Consider the following 20,613-nt stretch of genomic DNA (forward strand, 5'->3'; position numbering starts at 1 on the left):
GTAAATATGTACTGTTGTGGTGTTTCTGCGTTAAATAAGATGTGCGTAGGACTCTGAAAACCCCAAAGTTAGGGTAGCTTGTGTAATATTTATGACTATACGCTACATAATTTCTATAAAAATGATTAATTTTGCGGCTCTTTCACATAACAATATTAAAAAATGGGAGTTACGGAATTAAAACGTAAAGGTCGTAGAAATAAAGCAGTAGCAAATAACCGTACAGCTAAGATCAAAGATCTATTGCGTAAACCAGAGGTAAGAAACGTTGATGTTGAGGCAATTAAAGCACAATTTGAAGCCAACAAAAAATAATAGCTTTCTACCGATAAAGTTATCGAGCAAGTCCCTGTCAATCTGTTTTGGTAGGGCTTTTTGCTTTTTTAACTGATTTTGGTCGACGGTTTTGTTTGGGGTGTAATTTTTGTTGCAGCTGACGCATACTTCTCCTCGCTTCTTTGCGAACGTCGGTTAGAATACGGAATCGTAAGGCTTCACCAAAAAGAATCAGCCCTCCATTGACAAGAACGAGACTGTAAAGTCCGAGTAAACCCCATACCTGAGCAGGCTCTCCCACGCGGCGTTCATGGGCAGCTTCGCTGAGTACAACCAGTCCCAAACTGAAGATGACCAACCCGACGGGAGCCAGAATCATCCATTTTGTGCGGGCAGACATTCTCTTGATAAGCTTTTTTCCAGGGGGTTTGGGGTCGATACTTGGGATCATTTATTTACTTTGTTCTTGGTATGGTGAACATAAAATTATCAATTTTTAATCAAATGGCTTCATGAAGGCTATCATAAGTTTAGTATTACGTTATATTCCTCGTCCGTATCTCCAATTGGTTGGCCATTGGGCCGCCCGGTTTCTCAGCATTTTTTATATTGGTGATCAAGTGGAATGTCCGGTTTGCAGCAGCCATTACCGCAAGTTTTTGCCGTACGGACGTAATACTTCCAGCCGCGAAAATGCGCTTTGTCCTAGTTGCCTTTCTCTGGAACGCCATAGATTAATGGGGCTATATCTTCGTAAAAAGACAAATTTCTATACCGCGGATCTGAAAGTTTTGCACGTTGCTCCCGAATATTGCTTTATCGACAGATTCGAGAAAATGAAGAATCTGGATTACATCACGGCAGATATTGAGTCTCCTTTGGCCAAGATTAAAATGGATATTCATGAGATCCCCTTTGAGGCCAATACTTTTGACGTCGCATTCTGCAATCATGTGATGGAACACGTAGACGACTATATCAAAGCGATGAGCGAGCTATACCGTGTTCTGAAACCAGGCGGCTGGGCGCTTATCCAATCTCCTCAGGATATGAAATATGCAACTACATACGAAGATCCGACTATCACAGATCCAAAAGAAAGAGAAAAGCATTTTCTTCAAAATGACCATTTGAGACTTTTCGGAAGAAACTACGGTAGAGAACTTGAGAAAGGTGGATTTACCGTAACGGAAGATCGATTCGTAATGGACGAATTGACGAAACCAGAAGTATATCGATACTCATTACCCTCCGAGGAGATCGTCTATTTTTGTCAGAAAGTCTAACTTGGCCTTTAGGCTTTCGGCAGTAAGCATTAGAATAGCTGAATGAAGCCTAAAGGCGATTACTGAATATTATGCAGTTTTGCTCAAGCGGATATATGTACGCGTTCAAACATGACGCCATTGTCTGTTTTGATTGTTCACTCTAATTTGTTACCCATAAAATGAAGTTTCCAGCGGTTTTCGTCAAAAATTAAAATCGCAAGAAAATTTAACACTGTTAGTTAAAGGTGTTCTCCCTCCATTCACGCATTAATACAATGGTGCTCATCGCTCAGGAGGGATATTCAATAGCCGCGCCTGTTTCCCGATGAGACTTTTGCTCCCAAATCCGCTTCCAGCCTTCTTGTAAAAAGCCAACTCCATAGCCAAACAATTGGACAAATGCAGCGATAACGCTAAGGCCAGCTACCTTCAAATCACGGTTTCGTTTTAGTGAATCCAGAAAAAGAAGTGTGATATATATTGCCAAAAATATTAATCCCAGATAAAAAAGCGGCCGGTAGATCAGGAACCAAACGGGAATACTACTTACACTAAGCGTGAAAAGAACAGGAAAAGTGTGCACCAGCTTGAGTTCTGCCGGATAATATCTTGCAATATTAATTCTTGCCCGGCCAAAGAATTTCAGCTGGCGGTAAAACTGAGAGAATTTTGTTCTTCTTTTATGGTAGATGAATGCCTCCGGAATCAGTGCGGATTTAAAACCCAATTTCATTGCCGCAATACTAAAAAGGATATCCTCTCCCATCCGGCTCGTCAGAAATCCCCCAGTTTTTTCCCAAACTGCCCGCGACAGACCCATATTAAAACTCCTGGGATGAAACACACCGCCCATATTATTCTTCTTACCGCGAATGCCCCCAGTCGTGAATAAAGACGTCATGGAATAACTGATTGCCTTCTGAATAGGCGAAAATGATGGGTGGTCGGTATCTGGGCCTCCGTATAGATCGACGTATTGGGTATTTAGTTTGTTTTCAACTATTGACAGATAATCCGGTTCTATCAGCGCATCAGAATCAAAAAGGATGAAATAATCGCCCGAAGCTCTTTCGAATCCATGATTTCTGGCAAAACCTTGTCCACCATTTTCTTTATAAAAATATCTGATATCCAGTCGATTCTCAAAAGACTTCACTACATCTTCCGCACGTTCTTTCGACCCGTCCTCTACAATAACAACTTCAAAATGATTGTAAGTTTGAACACAAAGGCATTCCAGCAACTCCCGAAGTTCGTCCGGGCGGTTGTAAACGGGTATTATGATTGAGTATATCCGCATTAAAGTAAGATATATGGCAAAGATTTTGTTGCGGGTAGCTTGAGGTAAAAGGTTAAAGGGTAAGGATAGAACCGAAGTAACTCCTGTTGCAGCCCTTAGCCCATTTCCCCTTGCCCTTCATCACCCCAAAGCCACTTTTATAGATTCTTCATTGGCAGCAATTACCTGATCGATATGGGCGTCCGTTAGGGCGGTCGAAAGAAACATACTTTCAAATTGCGATGGTCCGAGATATATGCCTCTGTCTAACATTGCATGAAAATACCTGCCGAATAATGCCAAATCCGAGGTCTTTGCAGAAGGAAAATCCGTTACTGGCTGAGTTGTAAAAAACAGCGTATACATCGAGCCAATGCTGTTGATCGTATAGTTCAGGCCCAGTTTTTCAAGGGAATTTTTAAATCCGCCTACCAATCTGTTTCCTGATTTTTCCAAATGCGTATATACTTCCGGATGTTCATTCAAATAAGTTAACATCGCGTACCCTGCGGCCATTGCGATCGGATTACCCGACAATGTACCAGCCTGATATACCGGACCAGCTGGAGAGACATAGTTCATAATCTCTGCGCGACCGCCGTAAGCACCAACAGGCATACCGCCGCCAATGATTTTGCCCAGCGTCGTCAAATCAGGCGTGATGCCAAAACGTTCCTGCGCTCCGGCTTTTGCTAAGCGGAAGCCAGTCATTACTTCGTCAAAAATCAAAAGAATACCTTCTTCATCACAAATTCTGCGCAGTCTCTCATGGAAACCATCGGCAGGCAATACACAGCCCATATTTCCTACAACAGGTTCTAAAATTATGGCGGCTATTTGCCCTTTATTTGCATCTACCAACTGCTGAACAGCTTCCAGATCATTGTAAGGCGCCGTCAGCGTATCGTTGGCAACTCCCTTCGTTACGCCAGGGCTATCTGGTGTACCGAATGTTGCAGCCCCACTTCCCGCAGCGATCAGAAAACTATCGCCGTGACCGTGATAGCACCCTTCAAATTTGATTATCTTATCTCTTCCTGTAAATCCTCTCGCAACGCGAATCGCCGACATTGTAGCTTCCGTGCCGGAGTTCACCATCCGGACCTTCTCAACAGAAGGTATCATGGATACGATTAACTCTGCCATTTCGACCTCACGACGCGTGGGCGCGCCAAACGAGAATGAATTGGGAATCGCATCCATGACTGCTTTTTGAATCAGCTCATGCCCGTGACCCAATATCATCGGTCCCCACGAATTGATCAGTTCAATATATTGGTTTCCGTCTTCGTCAAATACATACGGCCCCTGCGCCGATTTAATAAATATAGGAGATCCCCCCACAGCGCGAAAAGCCCGAACCGGTGAGTTGACGCCACCGGGAATAAAATTTTGAGCCTTTTCAAAAAGGCTTTTGCTATTTGAAATGTTCATGATTGTTTGCAAAATGTAAATTCATTCTAAAAAATGAGAGATCGATCAATTGACCCTCACCCACTTTGTGCCGTCGTATTTCAGAACCGGAGATACCTGATTTTCATGGCCTTTTGTATAGTCAAACCCTCCAAGCAGGTAGCCTTCCGAATCATCGTAAAATCTGGAAGCAAGTCCTTGTTTGAAGTCGCCTTTATATTTGTTTAAAGCTCTTCCAAAAAATAAAAGCTGGTCATATCCCTGATAGGAGTATACCGAAGGGAAGCTGTTGTTTGCTTCGTAATATTTCTTTTGAAATTCACGGACTTTCTCCGGCTCCACGTATTCCGTTTCTATCAAAAACAGGCGACTTCCCCATTTTGATAATTGTCTTGGACTTACCTTAAAGCCTGCAGAATTAGCAACGACCGGTATCTCTGTCAACTTTCGCTCACGTAAGATCTGCATTAAATTGCTACCAGTCGAAGAAAACGAGGAGAATAATGCAACGTGATCAGGCTTTTGAGTGTCAAACGTTGGTATCGCTCCTTCTATCTGTTCCATTGAACTTCCTATCTTCTTGATTAACATGACTTTTCCACCCTTCGCTTTTAACTCAGCTGCATACAATGCAGCCATAGATGAGTCTTTTGAGCTGTTTCCGTAAAATATGGCGGCGTTCAAGCCAGAGACAACACGTTTCATTTGCTGTACGGCTTTCTTGGTTTGAAACTCGATCGACGGTCTGGCAAGATATACATTGGAACTTGATTTCAGCAATGTGCCATCTGTTGCCAACGGATTTACCAGCATCATTTCAGCGCCGGAAGCATATTCAGCGACGATACCAAAGGTAGAATTATATAACGGTCCCAGAACAAGATCAGACTCCTGAAATAACGGCGTATCGACAATTGTATTCATGAGTTTGTCGTCCGTGCCAACATCATATGTAACCAATTTTATATTTATACCTTCCGCCTGCAGGGTTTCTCTTGCCTGGATCAAACCAAGATAATAATCGTATGCGAATTGATTACTCCGCGTTTTATTAACATCAAATTCATTCAGTCTGAAAGGAAGCAAAACTGAAACATTGATATAACCTTTCGTCCATTGCGAATCACGCTTTGGCACACTCTTCTTGGGCTTTTGTTGAGCTACTTCCGACTTGCTGGCTTTTATTTTGTATTTCTTTTTGAGTTGCTCCGCGTAATATATATCCGTTGAAGATGATTTGGGAGAATTCTCAATATACTGAACCAATTCAACCGCGATATCCTGGTCATCGGGGAATTGCTTCTGAAGATTGATCATGGCAGCCAGATCCTGAATACCATAAAGATAGTTTTGCTTTAATGACTGAATATCAGATGCAAACGAGGTATCCTTGATCTTGTTAAAACTGTTGATCGCGTCCTTCCATTGCCCAACAGCCAGATAGTTGGCTCCTAGCAAATAATACACATCATTTTTCCTATTCCAATCCGGATATCGGCTCGCCAATTGTGAAAGCATTTGCCTGCTATCTTTGTACCGCTTCAATTGATAAGCAGAAAGCGCATAATAATAATGAGCATATTCAGCATATTTATTGGGAGTACTTTGGTTAGTTAGCGGTGCTAGTTTAATCAAGGCATCATTATAACGGGCTGATTTATAATCGCTTACTGCACCATTATATATACTGCTGTAATCCTTCACTTTTTGCCCCATCCCCTGAGTGATGTTCAGGAATAGGACGGCCAGAAGTGCTACAAAGGAAACTTTCATTAGAAAAAATATTGATTCAAGGTTCAAATTAAACAAGGCCGGTTAGAAAAACAATTGGGCAACGTTCCATTACGAAACATTGCCCAAAATCTGAATGCTATTTACTGATCTATTTCTTTTTAGAACGTTTTTCAAGCTCAGCCTGCTTTTTCTTCGCTTCGTCTGCAGCTTGAAGCGATTTCTCCAGATATTGCTGGAACTTAGTCTGCTTTTTGGGCGACTCTGCGTTTTTCTTTCTGTTGTCTTCCAAAATCGCCTTAATCTTATCCTCGTTGACAAAGCGCTTGATCGTCAACTGCTGCGCAATTGTAACAACGTTTGAAACGAAATAATAGAAAGTCAAACCGGCCGGGAAAGAGTTCAACACAAACATAAACATTACAGGCATCACGTAACCAAGGAACTTCATATTAACAGGTCCAGGCTGGTTTGGAGTCATCTGGTTGTTATAATATGCATATCCGATACTCGAAATCGTCATCATGATCGTGAACAAACTCACGTGATCTCCGTAGAAAGGAAGCGCCACAGGGAGTTTGATGAAGGTATCATAGGTTGACAAGTCGTTTGCCCACAGGAAATGTTGCTGCCTTAATTCAATCAGGTTCGGGAAAAGAAAGAACAATGAGAATAAAATCGGCATCGTCGCCAGCACCGGTACGCAGCCACTCAACGGACTCACACCCACTTGCTGATAAAGCTTCATTTGATCCTGTTGTTGCTTTGCCGCATCATCGCCGTTTTTCTGACGAATTTCTTCCAATTCAGGAGCAAGCAACTTCATTTTCGCCATGCTAATATATGACTTGTAAGTCAGCGGAGTCAAAAGCAACTTAACGATCAAAACAAGACAAATAATCAGGATACCATAATTGCTGACAAACCCTTCCAGGAAGTTAAACAGCGGCACAAGGAAGAACTTGTTGATCGGTTTCAGGAATGCATATCCAAGATAAACGTTCTGATCGAATCCTTCGGCACTGACTTGCTTAACCAAATGATAGTCGTTTGGTCCAAGGAAAAACTGGAAATTTGCCTCTCCTTTTTTCACTGAAGCCATCGAAATCGTCGCGTCAGCTTTCATCGTTTTCACGATCAGACTGTCGTTTGGATCTACATCGGCTTCAACAACAAGATTTTTGAAAGGAGCTTTCTGGGTGATAAGACCTGCCAGAAAATATTTATGCTTCATTGTAAACCACTTAACAGGTTCAGCAACTGTCGCCTCCTCTTTGGCTGTCGGGCTCGTTGCCAAACTTTGCAGTCCATCGGTGAAGTAGTTCATTGTAACTACCTCCCGATTTTTATTCATATCGTTTTCAAGCTGAAGAAGGTCGTTCGACCAGTTGAATTTAATATCTCTGCTGTCAACTCCTGCGACATTTGATTTAATATCATAGTCAATCAGATATCCTGCTCCACGAACCTTATAAATCTGCTCTACATACTGATTGTTAGGCAAATTGGCTCGGAAACTGATCGTAATGGAGTCTTTTGAGGACAAGGTTTTATCAGAAGCATCTGTCGTAAAAAACAGATTGGCAAGATTGACATCAACTGTAGCAGTTGGGAAATCAATTTTAAATTGATTGTGGTCTTTCGCTATAAGATAGAGCGGCTTTTGATCAAAGGTTTTGTACTTTTTCAACATCACCTCTTTCAACACCCCACCTTTATTTGACAATACGATTCGCGCATCCTCTGTTTCAATGACCAGGTCTTTTTCAACCTGAACAGGCTGCAACGAATCCAGTACAGTCGCTGCCGAGTCAGAAGGTGTTTTTATAGAACTTTTTACGGGGTTACTCTTTGCAACTTGCTCTATCTTAGCCGGCTCTTGCGGTTGAGGAACCAGGACTTGATAGCCTATCAGCATGGCCATAATTAATACCAAGCCGATTACAAAATTTTTATCCATTCTAAACTTTAATTATTGAAAATACAGGCCCTTCTTCGGGGAGGGCAAAGGTAGTAAGTTTTTCCCCGGTTAGGCTTTTAAACATGATGATTGGTCAAAAATCAGGAAATTACCGCTCTTTTTTCCAATGAATAGGTAAGTGCGGCTTTCACGAAGTTAACAAACAACGGATGTGGATTCATTACCGTACTTTTCAATTCAGGGTGAAATTGAACGCCCATGTAGAATGGATGTCCTGGTAATTCAACCATCTCAACCAATTGATTTTCAGGATTGATACCCGTTGCCTGCAAGCCCTTCTCCTCGAAATTCTTCAGATATTTGCTATTGAACTCATATCTGTGACGGTGACGCTCGCTGATATTCAGTTTGCCATACACTTTATGAGCAAGGGAGTCTTTTCTCAATTTGCATGGATATGCACCCAAACGCATCGTACCACCTTTATTTGATATATCCTTTTGATCGGCCATAAGGTGAATAACAGGATATTCCGTAGACTGATCCATCTCCACTGAATGCGCCCCTGACCAACCGATTACATTTCTTGCATATTCGATTACTGCCATCTGCATACCCAAACAAATCCCAAGGAATGGAATATTATTTTCTCTAACGTACTGAATAGCAGCTATTTTACCTTCCGTTCCTCTTTCTCCAAAACCCGGTGCAACCAGGACAGCATCCAATTCAGTCAGTTTTTCAATCGCGTTCTCAGCAGTGAGGCTCTCTGAATGAATCCATTCTATATTTACTTTGCATTCGTTGGCGGCTCCGGCGTGAATAAACGATTCCACGATCGATTTATAAGCGTCGTGTAACTCAACATACTTCCCAACCAGACCGATCGTGATTGAATCAATTGGATTTTTAAGTCTTGAAAGGAATGTCTTCCACGAATCAAGATCGACGTCCTTGTCATTATATATGTTGAGCATATACAACGCACGTTGATCCAAACGCTCTTTCAACATCATTAAAGGCACAGCATAAATCGTTTCTGCGTCCATTGATTCGATCACCGAATTAACCTGAACATTACAGAAAAGTGCAATTTTGCGACGAATTTCTGTTGGAAGTGGGTGTTCGGTACGGCAAACCAAGATATCTGGCTGAATACCAGACTCCTGAAGCATACGAACGGAATGTTGAGTTGGTTTGGTCTTAAGCTCGCCCGCTGAATTCAGATATGGAATCAGGGTAAGGTGGATGATCAATGTATCCTTTTCTTCCAGTTCAAACTTGATCTGCCTTACAGCCTCAAGAAAAGGAAGAGATTCAATATCACCTACGCAGCCTCCAATTTCAGTGATAACAATGTCATAATCGCCGCTTTGGCCCAAAAGAAGCATGTTCCTTTTAAGCTCATCGGTGATATGCGGAACAACCTGAACGGTCTTACCTAAAAAGTCTCCCCGACGCTCGGCCGTGATGACGTTGTGGTATATTCTTCCGGTAGTAACGTTATTGGCCTGAGAGGTTCTAACGTTCAGAAACCGTTCATAATGACCAAGATCCAAATCGGTTTCAGCTCCGTCGTCCGTCACATAGCATTCGCCATGTTCGTACGGATTCATTGTACCGGGGTCAATGTTCAGATATGGATCAAATTTCTGGATTGTAACTGAAAGGCCTCTGGCCTGTAACAATTTCGCAAGAGATGAGGCAATGATTCCTTTGCCGAGTGAAGATGTAACGCCGCCCGTAACAAATATGTACTTAGCGGTCCTGAGTGCCTTGGAAGCCATGAGACTATGCTTTTTTTCTTTGATTACGGGATACAAAGTTACAGATTAATCTCATGAAATAAATAATTGTCCGTCCAAATAATTTGAACGCCAGGATAAGACGTTGCTAATCTTGCTTATACGTCACAAAAAAATATTTAAATTGGAAAAGTACATTTTCGTACTTTCAATAATGGTAAACCAAATAAACTTTTGTCTTTTGATTTAACGTATACCCCTTTTATTGTCCGAATCGCTGTATTCACATTAATATATTCCAAAACATAGATTTAACATCCAATTAGTCCGAACCTTAAATTTTTGAACCATGCGCATTTTTTCCACCAAATCCGGTCGGCCCGACACTCGATTTTCTAAACGTAATTTCCCCTCTTCCACGACTCGATTGAGTGCAATTCTGGTTCTTTTTTCCCTTTTTTCGTCGACTTCTGTCATCGCGAAAAGTTATTTGAACGACGATCCTATCAAAGTCATCGTGTTTGGCGCCCATCCTGACGATTGCGACCTTGGTGCAGGCGGGATCGCATATATGTATGCGCAGATGGGTCATAAAGTTAAATTTGTATCTCTCACCAACGGCGATAAGGGGCATCAAACAATTGGAGGCGGAGAATTAGCGAGAAGGCGTTATCTCGAGGCCAAAGAAGCGGCCCGCCGCTGGGGTATTGAATATGAGATATTGGAAAACCACGACGGAGAATTGATCCCGACGCTTGAGAATAGATTGGAAGTAATCCGGCTGATCCGGCAATGGAACGCAGATATCGTGATTGCCCCTAGAACAAACGACTACCACCCCGATCACCGGAATACCGGTGTCGTTGTTCAGGATGCTGCATATCTGGTTATCGTGCCCAATATCCTTAGCAGTGTCCCTCCGTTGACCAAAAACCCCGTTTTTCTATATTTCAGAGATCGGTTTCAACGCCCTAACCCATTCCGTCCGGATATAGCTGTCGATATTACCGATATACTTGCTAAAAAAGTCGACGGTCTGGATGCACATGTTTCTCAGTTTTATGAGTGGTTGCCATGGACTAGCCAGGAATTGGAAAGTGTTCCGAAAGATAAAGTCGAGCGCAAAAAATGGCTCCTCGCTGCCACCGAGAAACGAAACTCAGTGAACCCTGAAATCAGAACTTCGTTGGAAAAATGGTACGGCAAAGAGCGTGCAGAAAAAGTGAAGCAAGTTGAAGTATTTGAAATTTGCGAATACGGCAAGCAACCCAATGAATCTGAAATCCGCAAACTCTTCCCCATTATACGTTAAGGAAATTGTTTAGCCGAATTAAACCGAAAGGAGCCATTTCAGACAGACTGAGATGGCCCTTTTAGGTTATTACTGATGATAAATATTGAATCGCTAGGATAATCTGTCCTTAAAAGATTCATACCCAAAACTCTTCACTAATTTGAAATCTCCATTTACTTTACGTATACCAATGGAAGGTAAATTAACACCGTTAAATGTTGTCGTTTTTACCATGGTATAGTGGATCATATCTTCAAAAACGATCTGATCCCCTACTTTCAACGGCTCATCAAAGGAATAATCACCCATAAAGTCGCCGGCAAGGCAGGTCATGCCTCCCATCCGATATGTAAATTTTCCAATATTGGCTTCCTGATGGGCATCGCGAATTACGGGCTTATATGGCATCTCAAGGGTGTCTGGCATATGCGCTGCGAACGAAGTATCCAACACCGCTACTTCTATTCCCTGACTATCCATCACATCCAAGACAGTCGTAACCAAGTCTCCGGTGCGCCACGCGATTGCTGAGCCCGGCTCCAAAATCACTTCCAGATCATACTTTTTTCTGATCGTGGTTACTAATTCAATTAGCTTTCCTGTATCATACCCAACGCGCGTCATGAGATGTCCTCCCCCCATATTAAGCCATTTTGCTTCATGCAGCAGATCCCCAAAACGGGACTCCAAAGCCTCTAAAGTGCGTTCCAGCGTGTAAGAATCGTTCTCACAAAGGGTATGAAAGTGAATTCCATCAATACCCTCCGGCAGGTGTGGGCCTAACTTATCTCTTGTAACTCCTAACCGAGAACCTGGTACACATGGGTTATACATTTCTGTGCTCACTTCCGAATACTGGGGATTAACCCGAATCCCGCACGATAACTCCTGCTCTGGATGAAGTGACTTATATTCAAGAACCCGCTCTTTAAATCGCTCCCACTGACTTAATGTATTGAAAGTCAGGTGACTGCTTCGTCGTAAAACTTCATCAAATTCATGATCCAGATATGCAGGTATATAGGTATGTGCCTGATAGTCCATAAAATCATTGATCAGCTTGATCTCGTTCAATGAACTTGCCGTAGCCCCATGCAAATACTCTTTTACAATCGGAAAGGCACTGAACATGGAGAACCCTTTAAGCGCAAGGATAATCTTGCAACCCGCAGCTTTTTGCACGCTATCTATCAGTTCGAGGTTATTTCTTAGCAACTTTTCGTCCAGTATATAACAAGGCGAAGGAATCTTCGAATATTCTAACGACATTTTGATGTTAATTCTGTTGATAATAAATGGTCAATAAAATCTATTTTCTATTTTATTTGCAAAAGTATGCTTTTGACTAGCCAAAGCCCACTGTTTTTAACAATTCCCTTTTACAACATATAGTATGGCCTTTTTGGTTTTAGATATTGAAATGTCCGGGCCTGAGCCAGGTTGGAATGAGATTATTCAGATAGGAGCTGAACTTTTTGATGACAACTGGCGCTCGCTGGGCACTTACCTTCAAAATGTATATCCTGAAAACGAAGAGGCTTTTTCCGTAAAATCCGAAGAAGTTCACGGGCTCTCGCTGGCCGATCTGGAAGATGCGCCTATGATATATGATGTCCTTCCCGAGTTGGAAAAATGGATCAAAAAGCTCAATGCAGGAAAGCCAAACCTGAGCAGCGTAATTCTCTGCGGACAAAGTGTTATTAATGATATAGACTTTTTGCGTAACGCATATCGCAGCGAGAAAATGAAATGGGGCTTTTCGAATAAAATGATCGATCTTCACACTGTCTCCTATCTTTTCTTCCAAATTCTTGAAAAAAGCGGTCAGGAAGTTCCGCGTTCGCTGAGTCTTTCTTCTGTTTCCAAATATTTCGGTTTTGAGCGGGAGACTGAAACTCATAATGCACTTGAAGATGCCCAACTTACGGCGCGTTGTTTTAAGGAATTCTTCAAACTTATAGATAAAGTAAAATACAATGGTTGACTATAATCCAAAAGAATGGATCCGGTACATCTTCTATTTTCAAAAAGGGGATTCCGCGCGGAAGCTGGCGCCTCACATCGCAACCTTCGCAGTGTATTCAGCAATTGTTGCTTATATTATTATTGTGTGGCTTCATTTGCCGGAGGATGCTGATATAAAAAATATATCACTGGTTCATTCCCTTTTGGGTTTCGTGATTTCAATGCTTTTGGTCTTTCGAACCAATACAGCCTACGAGCGTTGGTGGGAAGGAAGAAAACAATGGGGTGGATTGGTGAATTCCAGCCGAAATCTGTCTCTTAAAATAAGTGCACTACTTGGCCCTGAATGGACTGAGGAACGTATTTTCTTCCAAAAAGTCATCGGCAATTATGCATTTTCGCTCAAAAATCATTTGAGAGGCCGATATGTGCCAGAGGACTTCGAGGAGTGTGTCCTTTTCAATCAATCCCATATCGACCCGTCGCAGCACGTTCCTAATCAACTAGCACATGCTTTGTTCTCAAAAGCAGTAGAGTTGCAAAGGAAAGGAGCACTTCTACCCGAACACTTGATCGTACTCAATACCCAGTTGGAATCGTTAACGGATATTTGCGGAGCATGCGAAAGGATCAAAAACACACCAATACCACTTTCTTATAGTTCTTTTATTAAAAAGTTTATCTTCATATACTGCCTTACGCTACCATTTGGATATGTTTTTAGTCTTCATTTTCTGGTAGTGCCATTCGTGATGTTCGTGTTCTATATCCTTGCAAGTCTTGAGGTAATTGCAGAAGAAATCGAGGAACCATTTGGCGAAGACAGTAACGATTTGCCCTTGACGCGACTTTGCAACACAATTCGCGCCTCTTCGAGAGATCTTTTCAAGATATCGGCCTAAAATTGAACCGCTCATCAAAAAAATTATTTTTTTTCGTCGACCGCCGATTGAACGTAAATTCTGATAAAAATCATTTTTCATCGCAAATTGCCGCGTGGAAGACATTCACTTTTGCATTTTTTTTAAGCTTTTGATAAAAAACAGGCCCAAAAGCAACCATATTTTTCGAAAAACACGATTTTATTGGTAATTCGTCAATGTTGGACATCTCCCGAATTTTCTTCTTATTGTACTGTATCACGTATAACGTGACGAACAAACCAAAGTTTAATTGTACAATATCATGAAAAAGCTATCATATATCATTGCCACTTTCCTTGTTGCCGGTGCATTATTTCAGCCGGCTTTCGCTCAAAATGTTGACCCGGGAATCTCGACACATAACTACAAACATCCAAACAAGGCAGCAAAAGCAAAGGCTGCACAAAAGGATGGCATCACTATTCCGGTGGCGTCTATTGGCACTGTTGAGCGTTATAGTAAAAGACAGCAGCGTTCATACGTAAGTAATACGCCAAAATATGCTCCGAGAGCGAGTTCTCTTGTGGTATTTAAAACTTATACTCCGGAAAAGATAAATATTAATCCATTGAACGCGCCTGCAAATTATAAGGTAGCGCATACTACTCCGTCATATCGAAATACCGAATTGGCCAATAACCAGTACGCGCCTGACACCAGCACGTATCAGGTAGACTAGTAGGCTTCTAATTTGAAAATAGCCCGATGAGCAATTCATCGGGCTATTTTTTTGCCTTATTATGCCGGACCGTGCATATTACCCACCTAATAGAGTTCAAGCACGTTCCTTATCAAGTGCTTTTTACGCTTGGTACATCATAAGTCGATGTATTTTGAGACTTTATTGCAATAGTCCAATCAGGTGTTTATCAAAGAAATAATATCAGATTTGAAAGTCTCCGGGAAATTTAAGAAGATTTTAATGGACACATTACCAATCCAATATTTGAATTTCATAATTTTAAAACATGATACCAAATGAGACTATTGCTGATTTTTACCGCAGTCACCCGGCCGCGAAAGGATTAAACTATCCTTTAAACAATCACAACGATCAAGGTCACTTCAATGTCTTTTCCAGAGTTTTTTGCAACAAGTATACTTCTTACAGTAGTCGTGATTTCTACAAAATTTCCCTAATTATAGGTACGGGAAAACTTTTCTACGCCAATCAGATCGTCAATATCGACAGAAACGCATTGGTCTTTTTCAATAAAAATGTCCCCTATTCGTGGCAGTCTCTTTCGGCGGAGCAAGATGGTTATTTTTGTCTGTTTACCGATGAGTTTTTAAATGGAATCACGCGGTCGAAGCAAAATGTCGACTGTCCCATTATTCGTCCGGATACTATCCCTGTGTATTTTATTAATGAAGAACAGCAGAGTTATCTACACAATATCTTTGGTTTAATGAAAAGGGAACTGGAGTCAGGATATTTGCATAAATATGACCTGATCAGGAACTTAGTCAACATCGTTTCGCATGAAGCGATGAAAATGCAGCCGAGTTATTCTTATGAGAGCAATTTAAATGGTGCAGCCCGAATTTCTAATTTGTTTAAGGAGCTGTTGGAAAGACAATTCCCAATTGATTCACCGGAGCACAAATTGCAATTAAAAACACCAAAGGATTACGCTTCTCAACTTGGAATTCATGTGAACCATTTGAATAGGGCATTAAAGGAAGCGACCGGCAAAACTACAACAGAACATATTCTTGAGAGGATATTGTCGCAGGCAAAGTTGATGCTGCGCTTCTCTAACTGGAGTGTTTCTGAAATTGCATATTGCCTCGGATTCGAGTATTCGGCTTATTTTAATAACACTTTCAAAAAGCAGCTAGGTGTTACGCCCAAATATTATCGTCTTTCGAAGAAATGACAATTGTTTGAATTTTATACTAAAATATTTGAAATCGATAACGATTAGATTTCAAACCAAAATTACCTTTGCTTTCCTAACCGACCCTTAAAATTATCTCATTGGGCATATCTGTTTTGGTCAAAGCGATAATTCAAGATATATAGTTAAATAACCCGGTATGCTTATTAATAGTAAACTTCGTTTGCTTATGGCTCTGATGGCCTGCTTCGGCGGTGAAGTCAGCGCGCAGGTACTCCCACTTCGGGATGCGATAGAGACAGCCTTGTCCAACTACGGCACCATCAAAGCAAAATCAAACTTAATCTATTCTTCCAAATCTCTTGTCAGTCAAAGTCATAAGGATTATTTACCGAATCTCAATTTTCAGATACAACAGGATTATGGAACTGTAAACGGCCAGAATGGCCCTCTTTATGGTATGGGTTTATCTGTTGCGTCTTCCGGTTTGCCTCTTTCTCACCAAAATTGGAACTCTGGGTTTGGAGCACTATATCTGACAAACGTAAACTGGGATGTTTTTGCTTTTGGCAGAGCCAGAGAGAAAATCAAATCGGCAGAAAATGTTGTGAAAAGAGACGAGTCCGATTTGAATCAGGAATTGTTCCAACATAAAATAAAGGTAGCTGGGGCATATCTGAATTTACTTGCTGCTCAAAGACTTACAGCTTCATGGGCCAAGAATCTGGAGCGTGCGACAGCTTTAAAAAATGTGGTGGCGACCAAAGCCAAAAACGGACTGATTCCAGGCGTCGACTCTTCGCTTGCTGGCGCAGAGGTTTCCAACGCCCGGATCGCACTTACCAGAGCAAAAGATTTTGAACAGGAGCAAGAAACTAAATTGGCGACCTTGATGGGCATCCAAACGCAGAAATTTCAACTGGACACTACCTTTATCTCGAATATACCTGCCTTTGCATCTCCTCAAACTGATATAACACATCCGATACTCAATTACTACAAACAAAGAATTGAGGTCAGTAACGGACAGGCGAAGTATTTCCAGACCCTGGCCTACCCCACTGTTTCGCTTTTTGGCGTATTTCAGGGAAGAGGCTCCGGATTTAGTTACGGCTATACCCAGGATCAGACGGCATACAATCATTCCTATCTGAAGGGAATCAACCCTGTGAGAGCTAACTACTTACTCGGCGTTGGAATGGTTTGGAACATGACCTCTGTACTACGTGTGAGACAGCAAGTTGCAGCTCAGAAATTTATTTCAAATGCCCTTCAAAATGAATACGAAATGCTGAACCGCGAATTGGAAAACCAGTCAGCGATGGCAGATAACAAGATAAAAAATGCCCTTGTCAACTATGAAGAGGCTCCAACACAGTTAAAAGCAGCCTCCGACGCGTATCTGCAAAAGAACGTTCTTTACAAAAATGGCCTGAGCAACATTGTCGACATTACTCAGGCGATTTACGCATTAAACAGGGCGGAGACAGATCGGGATATCGCTTATAGCAATGTATGGCAGGCGCTATTGCTTAAGGCAGCAGCCGAAGGTGATTTTGGCCTGTTCCTTAATTTATAGCATTCAATTTGTGTCTTTGCCGGCATCATTGCCAGTACCTCAATATTCTAAAACAATGGATTTGATACGTTTTGCCCTACGAAAACCGATCAGCATCATGGTGATCGTAGCGGGGATGCTCTTTTTCGGTATAAACGCCGTCACAAAGATAAAAGTGGACATTTTTCCAACACTTGATCTGCCTGTGATGTATATCGCCCACCCTTTCGGCGGATATACTCCCAATCAGATGGAGACTTTTTTTGGAAAGCAATACAACAACATTCTGCTTTACGTAAACGGGATCAAAACGATTGAGACCAAGAACGTGCAAGGGCTTACCTTGATGAAAATCAGCTTCTACCCCGGAACCAATATGGCTCAGGCTGCGGCTGAACTTTCTGCGGTGGCAAACAGGATCCAAGCCGTTTTTCCGCCGGGCTCCAACCCTCCGTTTATAATCCGTTTTGATGCATCAACTTTGCCTGTCGGGCAATTGGTACTCTCAAGTGAGAAAAGGACCAACAATGAGCTTCTCGATATGGCCAACGTCTATGTGAGAGCAACATTTACGTCAGTGCCGGGGCTTGTTTCAGCACCTCCTTTTGGCGGAAACGTGCGAACTATCGTGATCAAGGCTGATCCGGAATTGTTGCGCTCACATAATATGACCGCCGACCAGCTGGTGGAAGCAATTCGGGTAAATAACCAGACAGCGCCTTCGGGAAACGTTAGGATCGGTGAGAAAAACTACATCACTCCGACCAACACGACCGTTCGTAATGTTAAGGATTTTGAGAATATACCTCTGTTTAAAGGAAGTGTTCAAAATGTTTATCTGCGCGACGTGGCGACTGTCGAAGATGGCGCAGACGTGACGGTAGGTTATGGTATTGTAAATGGGAAAAGATCTGTGTATCTGAGTATTGCGAAAAGTGCCGATGCTTCTACATGGGAAGTCGTTCAAAACCTAAAAAAAGCAATTCCAAAAATCCAGAGTACACTGCCGGAAGATGTGCATATCAGCTACGAGTTTGACCAGTCGACCTACGTAATGAATTCTGTAAAAAGCCTTTTAACTGAAGGTGCTATCGGGGCGATATTGACGGGGCTGATGGTGCTTTTATTCTTAGGTGATCCACGCGGCGCATTAATCGTAATTCTGACGATACCTACTTCGATTATATGCGGGGTGTTGTTCCTGAATCTTTTCGGGCAAACAATTAATATCATGACATTGAGCGGATTAGCACTTGCAATTGGTATTCTCGTCGATGAAAGTACGGTGACAATTGAAAATATTCACCAACACTTTGATATGGGAAAACCCAAAGCGCTGGCCATTTGGGATGCCTGTCAGGAGATCGCGTTTCCAAAGCTTTTGATTCTTTTCTGTATCCTGGCGGTGTTTGCTCCGGCTTTTACAATGTCGGGTATACCGGGTTCACTTTTCCTTCCACTCGCGCTATCTATTGGTTTTAGCATGGTGGTTTCATACTTCCTTGCCCAGACTTTCGTACCTGTAATGGCCAATTGGTTGATGAAAGTAAAGCATCATAAAAAGGCAGATGGAACTGAAATGACAGACGCAGAAGAGTTTGCGGCGTCTGGTTTGAGCAAAAACAGTGCACAGCAAAAAATTGCATTGGCTGAAAGAGCAGATCACGGATTGGAAGGTAAGAAAAGCATGTTCGAGCGAATCAGGGCAAGGTTTCTTCGTTTTATTGATCGTGCTTTGCCTTTCCGCAAGCCCATTGTAATTGTATATCTTTTAGCGACCTGCTTACTGTCGGGATTCTTATTGGATCGGATTGGAAAAGACGTTTTACCAAAAGTAAACGGCAGCCAGTTTCAAGTGCGTTTACGCGCCAGCGAAGGTACCCGGATTGAGATTACCGAAGTTAAAACGTTGAGGACGATTGATGTCATTAAAAAAATCGTCGGGCCTGAAAATGTGTTAGTTACTTCTGCTTACGTTGGTCAACACCCCGGTTTGTTTTCAACCAGCCCGATATACCTTTGGATGGCGGGGCCTCAGGAGGCCGTTGTTCAGGTGGCGTTGAAAGAAGGGTTTCACACGGATATGGACGCATTGAAGGAAAAACTCCGTCATGAGATATATTCGGATATGCCGGAACTAAAACTCTCTTTTGAACCTATTGAACTGACTGACAAGATATTAAGTCAGGGATCTCCTACCCCTATCGAGGTTCGGATGACGGGACGTAGCAAAAAGTTGAATGAGGAATATGCCCAAAAATTGATCTCCAAGCTGAAGGATATATCATATTTAAGAGATGTTCAATTGGGACAATCCAATAAATATCCGGCTATCAATATTGAAGTTGACAGAACTCGTGCGGCTCAATTGGGAGTTGACATGACGGATATTTCAAGATCACTGATTGCTTCCACATCTTCTTCCAGATATACCGATAAGAATATCTGGGTTGACGAAAAGGCGGGAAACAGTTACGCCGTTCAGGTGCAAGTTCCTGAAAATAAGATGAGTAGCATTGATGATATGGGCGAAATTTCTCTACTCAAAAATTCCGCTCGCCCAGTGTTACGCGATGTCGCCACGATCACCCCTGATACAACTTATGGAGAAAACGACAACCTTGGGCCCTTGCCGATCCTCACTGTTACTGCAAATCTGAATGATATGGATCTCGGGGTCGCGCAAAAAGACGTGAAAGCGGCTATAGCTTCCTTGGGTGAACTTCCCCGTGGATTAAGTGTGGATCTGATCGGTTTGAGTGAGACGCTGACTGATACGTTAGCCAGTCTTCAAAATGGTTTGATAGTAGCCATCGTAGTGATATTCCTGATGCTGGCGGCAAACTTCCAGTCGTTCAAAGTATCAGCAATTGTTTTGACAACAGTTCCTGCCGTAATATTGGGGTCCCTCGCCCTACTAATGATGACGGGTTCGACTCTTAACCTGCAGTCTTATATGGGTATCATTATGTCGGTCGGTGTATCGATATCGAATGCGGTATTGCTGATTACCAATGCTGAACAATTGCGGATGGTAAATGGAAACGCAACATTTTCAGCGAGAGAATCTGCTGCCTTGCGCCTTCGTCCAATCGTTATGACGGCTGTTGCGATGGTTGTGGGTATGATACCGATGGCAAGTGGTCTGGGAGAAGCGGGTGACCAGTCATCACCTTTGGGTAGAGCCGTTATTGGCGGATTGATTGCTTCCACTTTTGCGGCACTATTTATTCTTCCTCTCGTGTTTGCTTGGGGACAGGGCAAAGCCACAACGCAGAGCGTTTCACTGGATCCGGAAGATAAGGACAGCAAATTTTATGTTAATACTGGCGATCAAGCATAACAATAAGACTCTGATTACGAGACGATAAAAGATAAAAAAGAACATCTATCAAACAT

16 protein-coding genes are annotated in these 20,613 nt (G+C 42.3%); 9 read left to right on the forward strand and 7 right to left on the reverse strand.

The features are described from left to right. The first annotated feature begins 162 nt into the window (after nt 1–162). The gene (locus AC1XUD_RS05940; RefSeq protein WP_166444435.1) at nt 163–315 is read left to right on the forward strand and encodes a hypothetical protein; all 153 of its coding nucleotides are present in this window, start codon (nt 163–165) and stop codon (nt 313–315) included. A gap of 37 nt (nt 316–352) precedes the next feature. Here AC1XUD_RS05940 and AC1XUD_RS05945 read toward each other — a convergent pair whose 3' ends face one another. Further along, nucleotides 353–676: a hypothetical protein gene (locus AC1XUD_RS05945; protein WP_483360049.1), complete on the reverse strand. Its 324-nt coding sequence runs from the start codon at nt 674–676 to the stop codon at nt 353–355. A gap of 112 nt (nt 677–788) precedes the next feature. Between AC1XUD_RS05945 and AC1XUD_RS05950 the strand changes: the two genes are divergently transcribed. Continuing rightward, nucleotides 789–1,562 (forward strand): methyltransferase domain-containing protein, encoded by a 774-nt coding sequence (locus tag AC1XUD_RS05950; protein WP_483360050.1) that lies wholly within the window; start codon nt 789–791, stop codon nt 1,560–1,562. 271 nt (nt 1,563–1,833) lie between these two features. Here AC1XUD_RS05950 and AC1XUD_RS05955 read toward each other — a convergent pair whose 3' ends face one another. The 5 genes from AC1XUD_RS05955 to AC1XUD_RS05975 form a co-directional block, all read right to left on the reverse strand. Next, complete coding sequence (locus AC1XUD_RS05955; protein WP_483360051.1) at nt 1,834–2,844, reverse strand: glycosyltransferase family 2 protein; 1,011 nt, start codon at nt 2,842–2,844, stop codon at nt 1,834–1,836. Between the two features lie 120 nt (nt 2,845–2,964). After that, nucleotides 2,965–4,257 carry a glutamate-1-semialdehyde 2,1-aminomutase gene (hemL, locus tag AC1XUD_RS05960; RefSeq protein WP_483360052.1) on the reverse strand — a complete coding sequence of 431 codons (1,293 nt, stop codon included), beginning with the start codon at nt 4,255–4,257 and terminating at the stop codon, nt 2,965–2,967. Nucleotides 4,258–4,302: 45 nt separating this feature from the next. Continuing rightward, nucleotides 4,303–6,009 carry an ABC transporter substrate-binding protein gene (locus AC1XUD_RS05965; RefSeq protein ID WP_483360053.1) on the reverse strand — a complete coding sequence of 569 codons (1,707 nt, stop codon included), beginning with the start codon at nt 6,007–6,009 and terminating at the stop codon, nt 4,303–4,305. Between the two features lie 109 nt (nt 6,010–6,118). Then, complete coding sequence (gene yidC, locus AC1XUD_RS05970; protein WP_483360054.1) at nt 6,119–7,927, reverse strand: membrane protein insertase YidC; 1,809 nt, start codon at nt 7,925–7,927, stop codon at nt 6,119–6,121. Nucleotides 7,928–8,028: 101 nt separating this feature from the next. After that, nucleotides 8,029–9,675: a CTP synthase gene (locus tag AC1XUD_RS05975; protein WP_483360055.1), complete on the reverse strand. Its 1,647-nt coding sequence runs from the start codon at nt 9,673–9,675 to the stop codon at nt 8,029–8,031. A 307-nt stretch (nt 9,676–9,982) separates the two neighbouring features. Between AC1XUD_RS05975 and AC1XUD_RS05980 the strand changes: the two genes are divergently transcribed. Further along, on the forward strand, nt 9,983–10,945 hold the full coding sequence (locus AC1XUD_RS05980) for a PIG-L deacetylase family protein (protein WP_483360056.1): 963 nt from the start codon (nt 9,983–9,985) through the stop codon (nt 10,943–10,945). A gap of 93 nt (nt 10,946–11,038) precedes the next feature. Here the strand turns inward: AC1XUD_RS05980 and nspC are convergent, their stop codons facing one another. Beyond that, the gene (gene nspC, locus AC1XUD_RS05985) at nt 11,039–12,196 is read right to left on the reverse strand and encodes a carboxynorspermidine decarboxylase (RefSeq protein WP_483360057.1); all 1,158 of its coding nucleotides are present in this window, start codon (nt 12,194–12,196) and stop codon (nt 11,039–11,041) included. 124 nt (nt 12,197–12,320) lie between these two features. On the opposite strand from nspC, the gene AC1XUD_RS05990 reads away from it, so the two are divergent. The 6 genes from AC1XUD_RS05990 to AC1XUD_RS06015 all read left to right on the forward strand — a co-directional run bounded on the left by AC1XUD_RS05990 (nt 12,321) and on the right by AC1XUD_RS06015 (nt 20,557). Continuing rightward, nucleotides 12,321–12,911, forward strand: coding sequence for a 3'-5' exonuclease (locus AC1XUD_RS05990; protein ID WP_483360058.1), 591 nt, complete (start codon nt 12,321–12,323; stop codon nt 12,909–12,911). Next, nucleotides 12,904–13,794: a bestrophin family protein gene (locus AC1XUD_RS05995; RefSeq protein WP_483360059.1), complete on the forward strand. Its 891-nt coding sequence runs from the start codon at nt 12,904–12,906 to the stop codon at nt 13,792–13,794. The genes AC1XUD_RS05990 and AC1XUD_RS05995 overlap by 8 nt, the downstream gene beginning before the upstream one ends. A 283-nt stretch (nt 13,795–14,077) precedes the next feature. Further along, a complete protein-coding gene (locus tag AC1XUD_RS06000) occupies nt 14,078–14,494 on the forward strand; it encodes a hypothetical protein (RefSeq protein WP_483360060.1) in 417 nt (138 codons plus the stop codon). A gap of 289 nt (nt 14,495–14,783) precedes the next feature. Further along, nucleotides 14,784–15,695 (forward strand): helix-turn-helix domain-containing protein, encoded by a 912-nt coding sequence (locus tag AC1XUD_RS06005; protein WP_483360061.1) that lies wholly within the window; start codon nt 14,784–14,786, stop codon nt 15,693–15,695. Nucleotides 15,696–15,855: 160 nt separating this feature from the next. Further along, entirely contained in the window at nt 15,856–17,235 is a 1,380-nt protein-coding gene (locus tag AC1XUD_RS06010) for a TolC family protein (protein WP_483360062.1), read from the forward strand. A 55-nt stretch (nt 17,236–17,290) separates the two neighbouring features. Continuing rightward, the gene (locus AC1XUD_RS06015; RefSeq protein WP_483360063.1) at nt 17,291–20,557 is read left to right on the forward strand and encodes an efflux RND transporter permease subunit; all 3,267 of its coding nucleotides are present in this window, start codon (nt 17,291–17,293) and stop codon (nt 20,555–20,557) included. Nucleotides 20,558–20,613: the final 56 nt, after the last annotated feature.

Source organism: Dyadobacter sp. HNCC25DJ184, assembly GCF_056895215.1.

Excerpts from the sequence above, each read along its gene's own strand:
- AC1XUD_RS05940 (WP_166444435.1), top strand. The coding sequence starts at position 163 with ATGGGAGTTACGGAATTAAAACGTAAAGGTCGTAGAAATAAAGCAGTA.
- AC1XUD_RS05945 (WP_483360049.1), bottom strand. The coding sequence starts at position 676 with ATGTCTGCCCGCACAAAATGGATGATTCTGGCTCCCGTCGGGTTGGTC.
- AC1XUD_RS05950 (WP_483360050.1), top strand. The coding sequence starts at position 789 with ATGAAGGCTATCATAAGTTTAGTATTACGTTATATTCCTCGTCCGTAT.
- AC1XUD_RS05955 (WP_483360051.1), bottom strand. The coding sequence starts at position 2,844 with ATGCGGATATACTCAATCATAATACCCGTTTACAACCGCCCGGACGAA.
- hemL (WP_483360052.1), bottom strand. The coding sequence starts at position 4,257 with ATGAACATTTCAAATAGCAAAAGCCTTTTTGAAAAGGCTCAAAATTTT.
- AC1XUD_RS05965 (WP_483360053.1), bottom strand. The coding sequence starts at position 6,009 with ATGAAAGTTTCCTTTGTAGCACTTCTGGCCGTCCTATTCCTGAACATC.
- yidC (WP_483360054.1), bottom strand. The coding sequence starts at position 7,927 with ATGGATAAAAATTTTGTAATCGGCTTGGTATTAATTATGGCCATGCTG.
- AC1XUD_RS05975 (WP_483360055.1), bottom strand. The coding sequence starts at position 9,675 with ATGGCTTCCAAGGCACTCAGGACCGCTAAGTACATATTTGTTACGGGC.
- AC1XUD_RS05980 (WP_483360056.1), top strand. The coding sequence starts at position 9,983 with ATGCGCATTTTTTCCACCAAATCCGGTCGGCCCGACACTCGATTTTCT.
- nspC (WP_483360057.1), bottom strand. The coding sequence starts at position 12,196 with ATGTCGTTAGAATATTCGAAGATTCCTTCGCCTTGTTATATACTGGAC.
- AC1XUD_RS05990 (WP_483360058.1), top strand. The coding sequence starts at position 12,321 with ATGGCCTTTTTGGTTTTAGATATTGAAATGTCCGGGCCTGAGCCAGGT.
- AC1XUD_RS05995 (WP_483360059.1), top strand. The coding sequence starts at position 12,904 with ATGGTTGACTATAATCCAAAAGAATGGATCCGGTACATCTTCTATTTT.
- AC1XUD_RS06000 (WP_483360060.1), top strand. The coding sequence starts at position 14,078 with ATGAAAAAGCTATCATATATCATTGCCACTTTCCTTGTTGCCGGTGCA.
- AC1XUD_RS06005 (WP_483360061.1), top strand. The coding sequence starts at position 14,784 with ATGATACCAAATGAGACTATTGCTGATTTTTACCGCAGTCACCCGGCC.
- AC1XUD_RS06010 (WP_483360062.1), top strand. The coding sequence starts at position 15,856 with ATGCTTATTAATAGTAAACTTCGTTTGCTTATGGCTCTGATGGCCTGC.
- AC1XUD_RS06015 (WP_483360063.1), top strand. The coding sequence starts at position 17,291 with ATGGATTTGATACGTTTTGCCCTACGAAAACCGATCAGCATCATGGTG.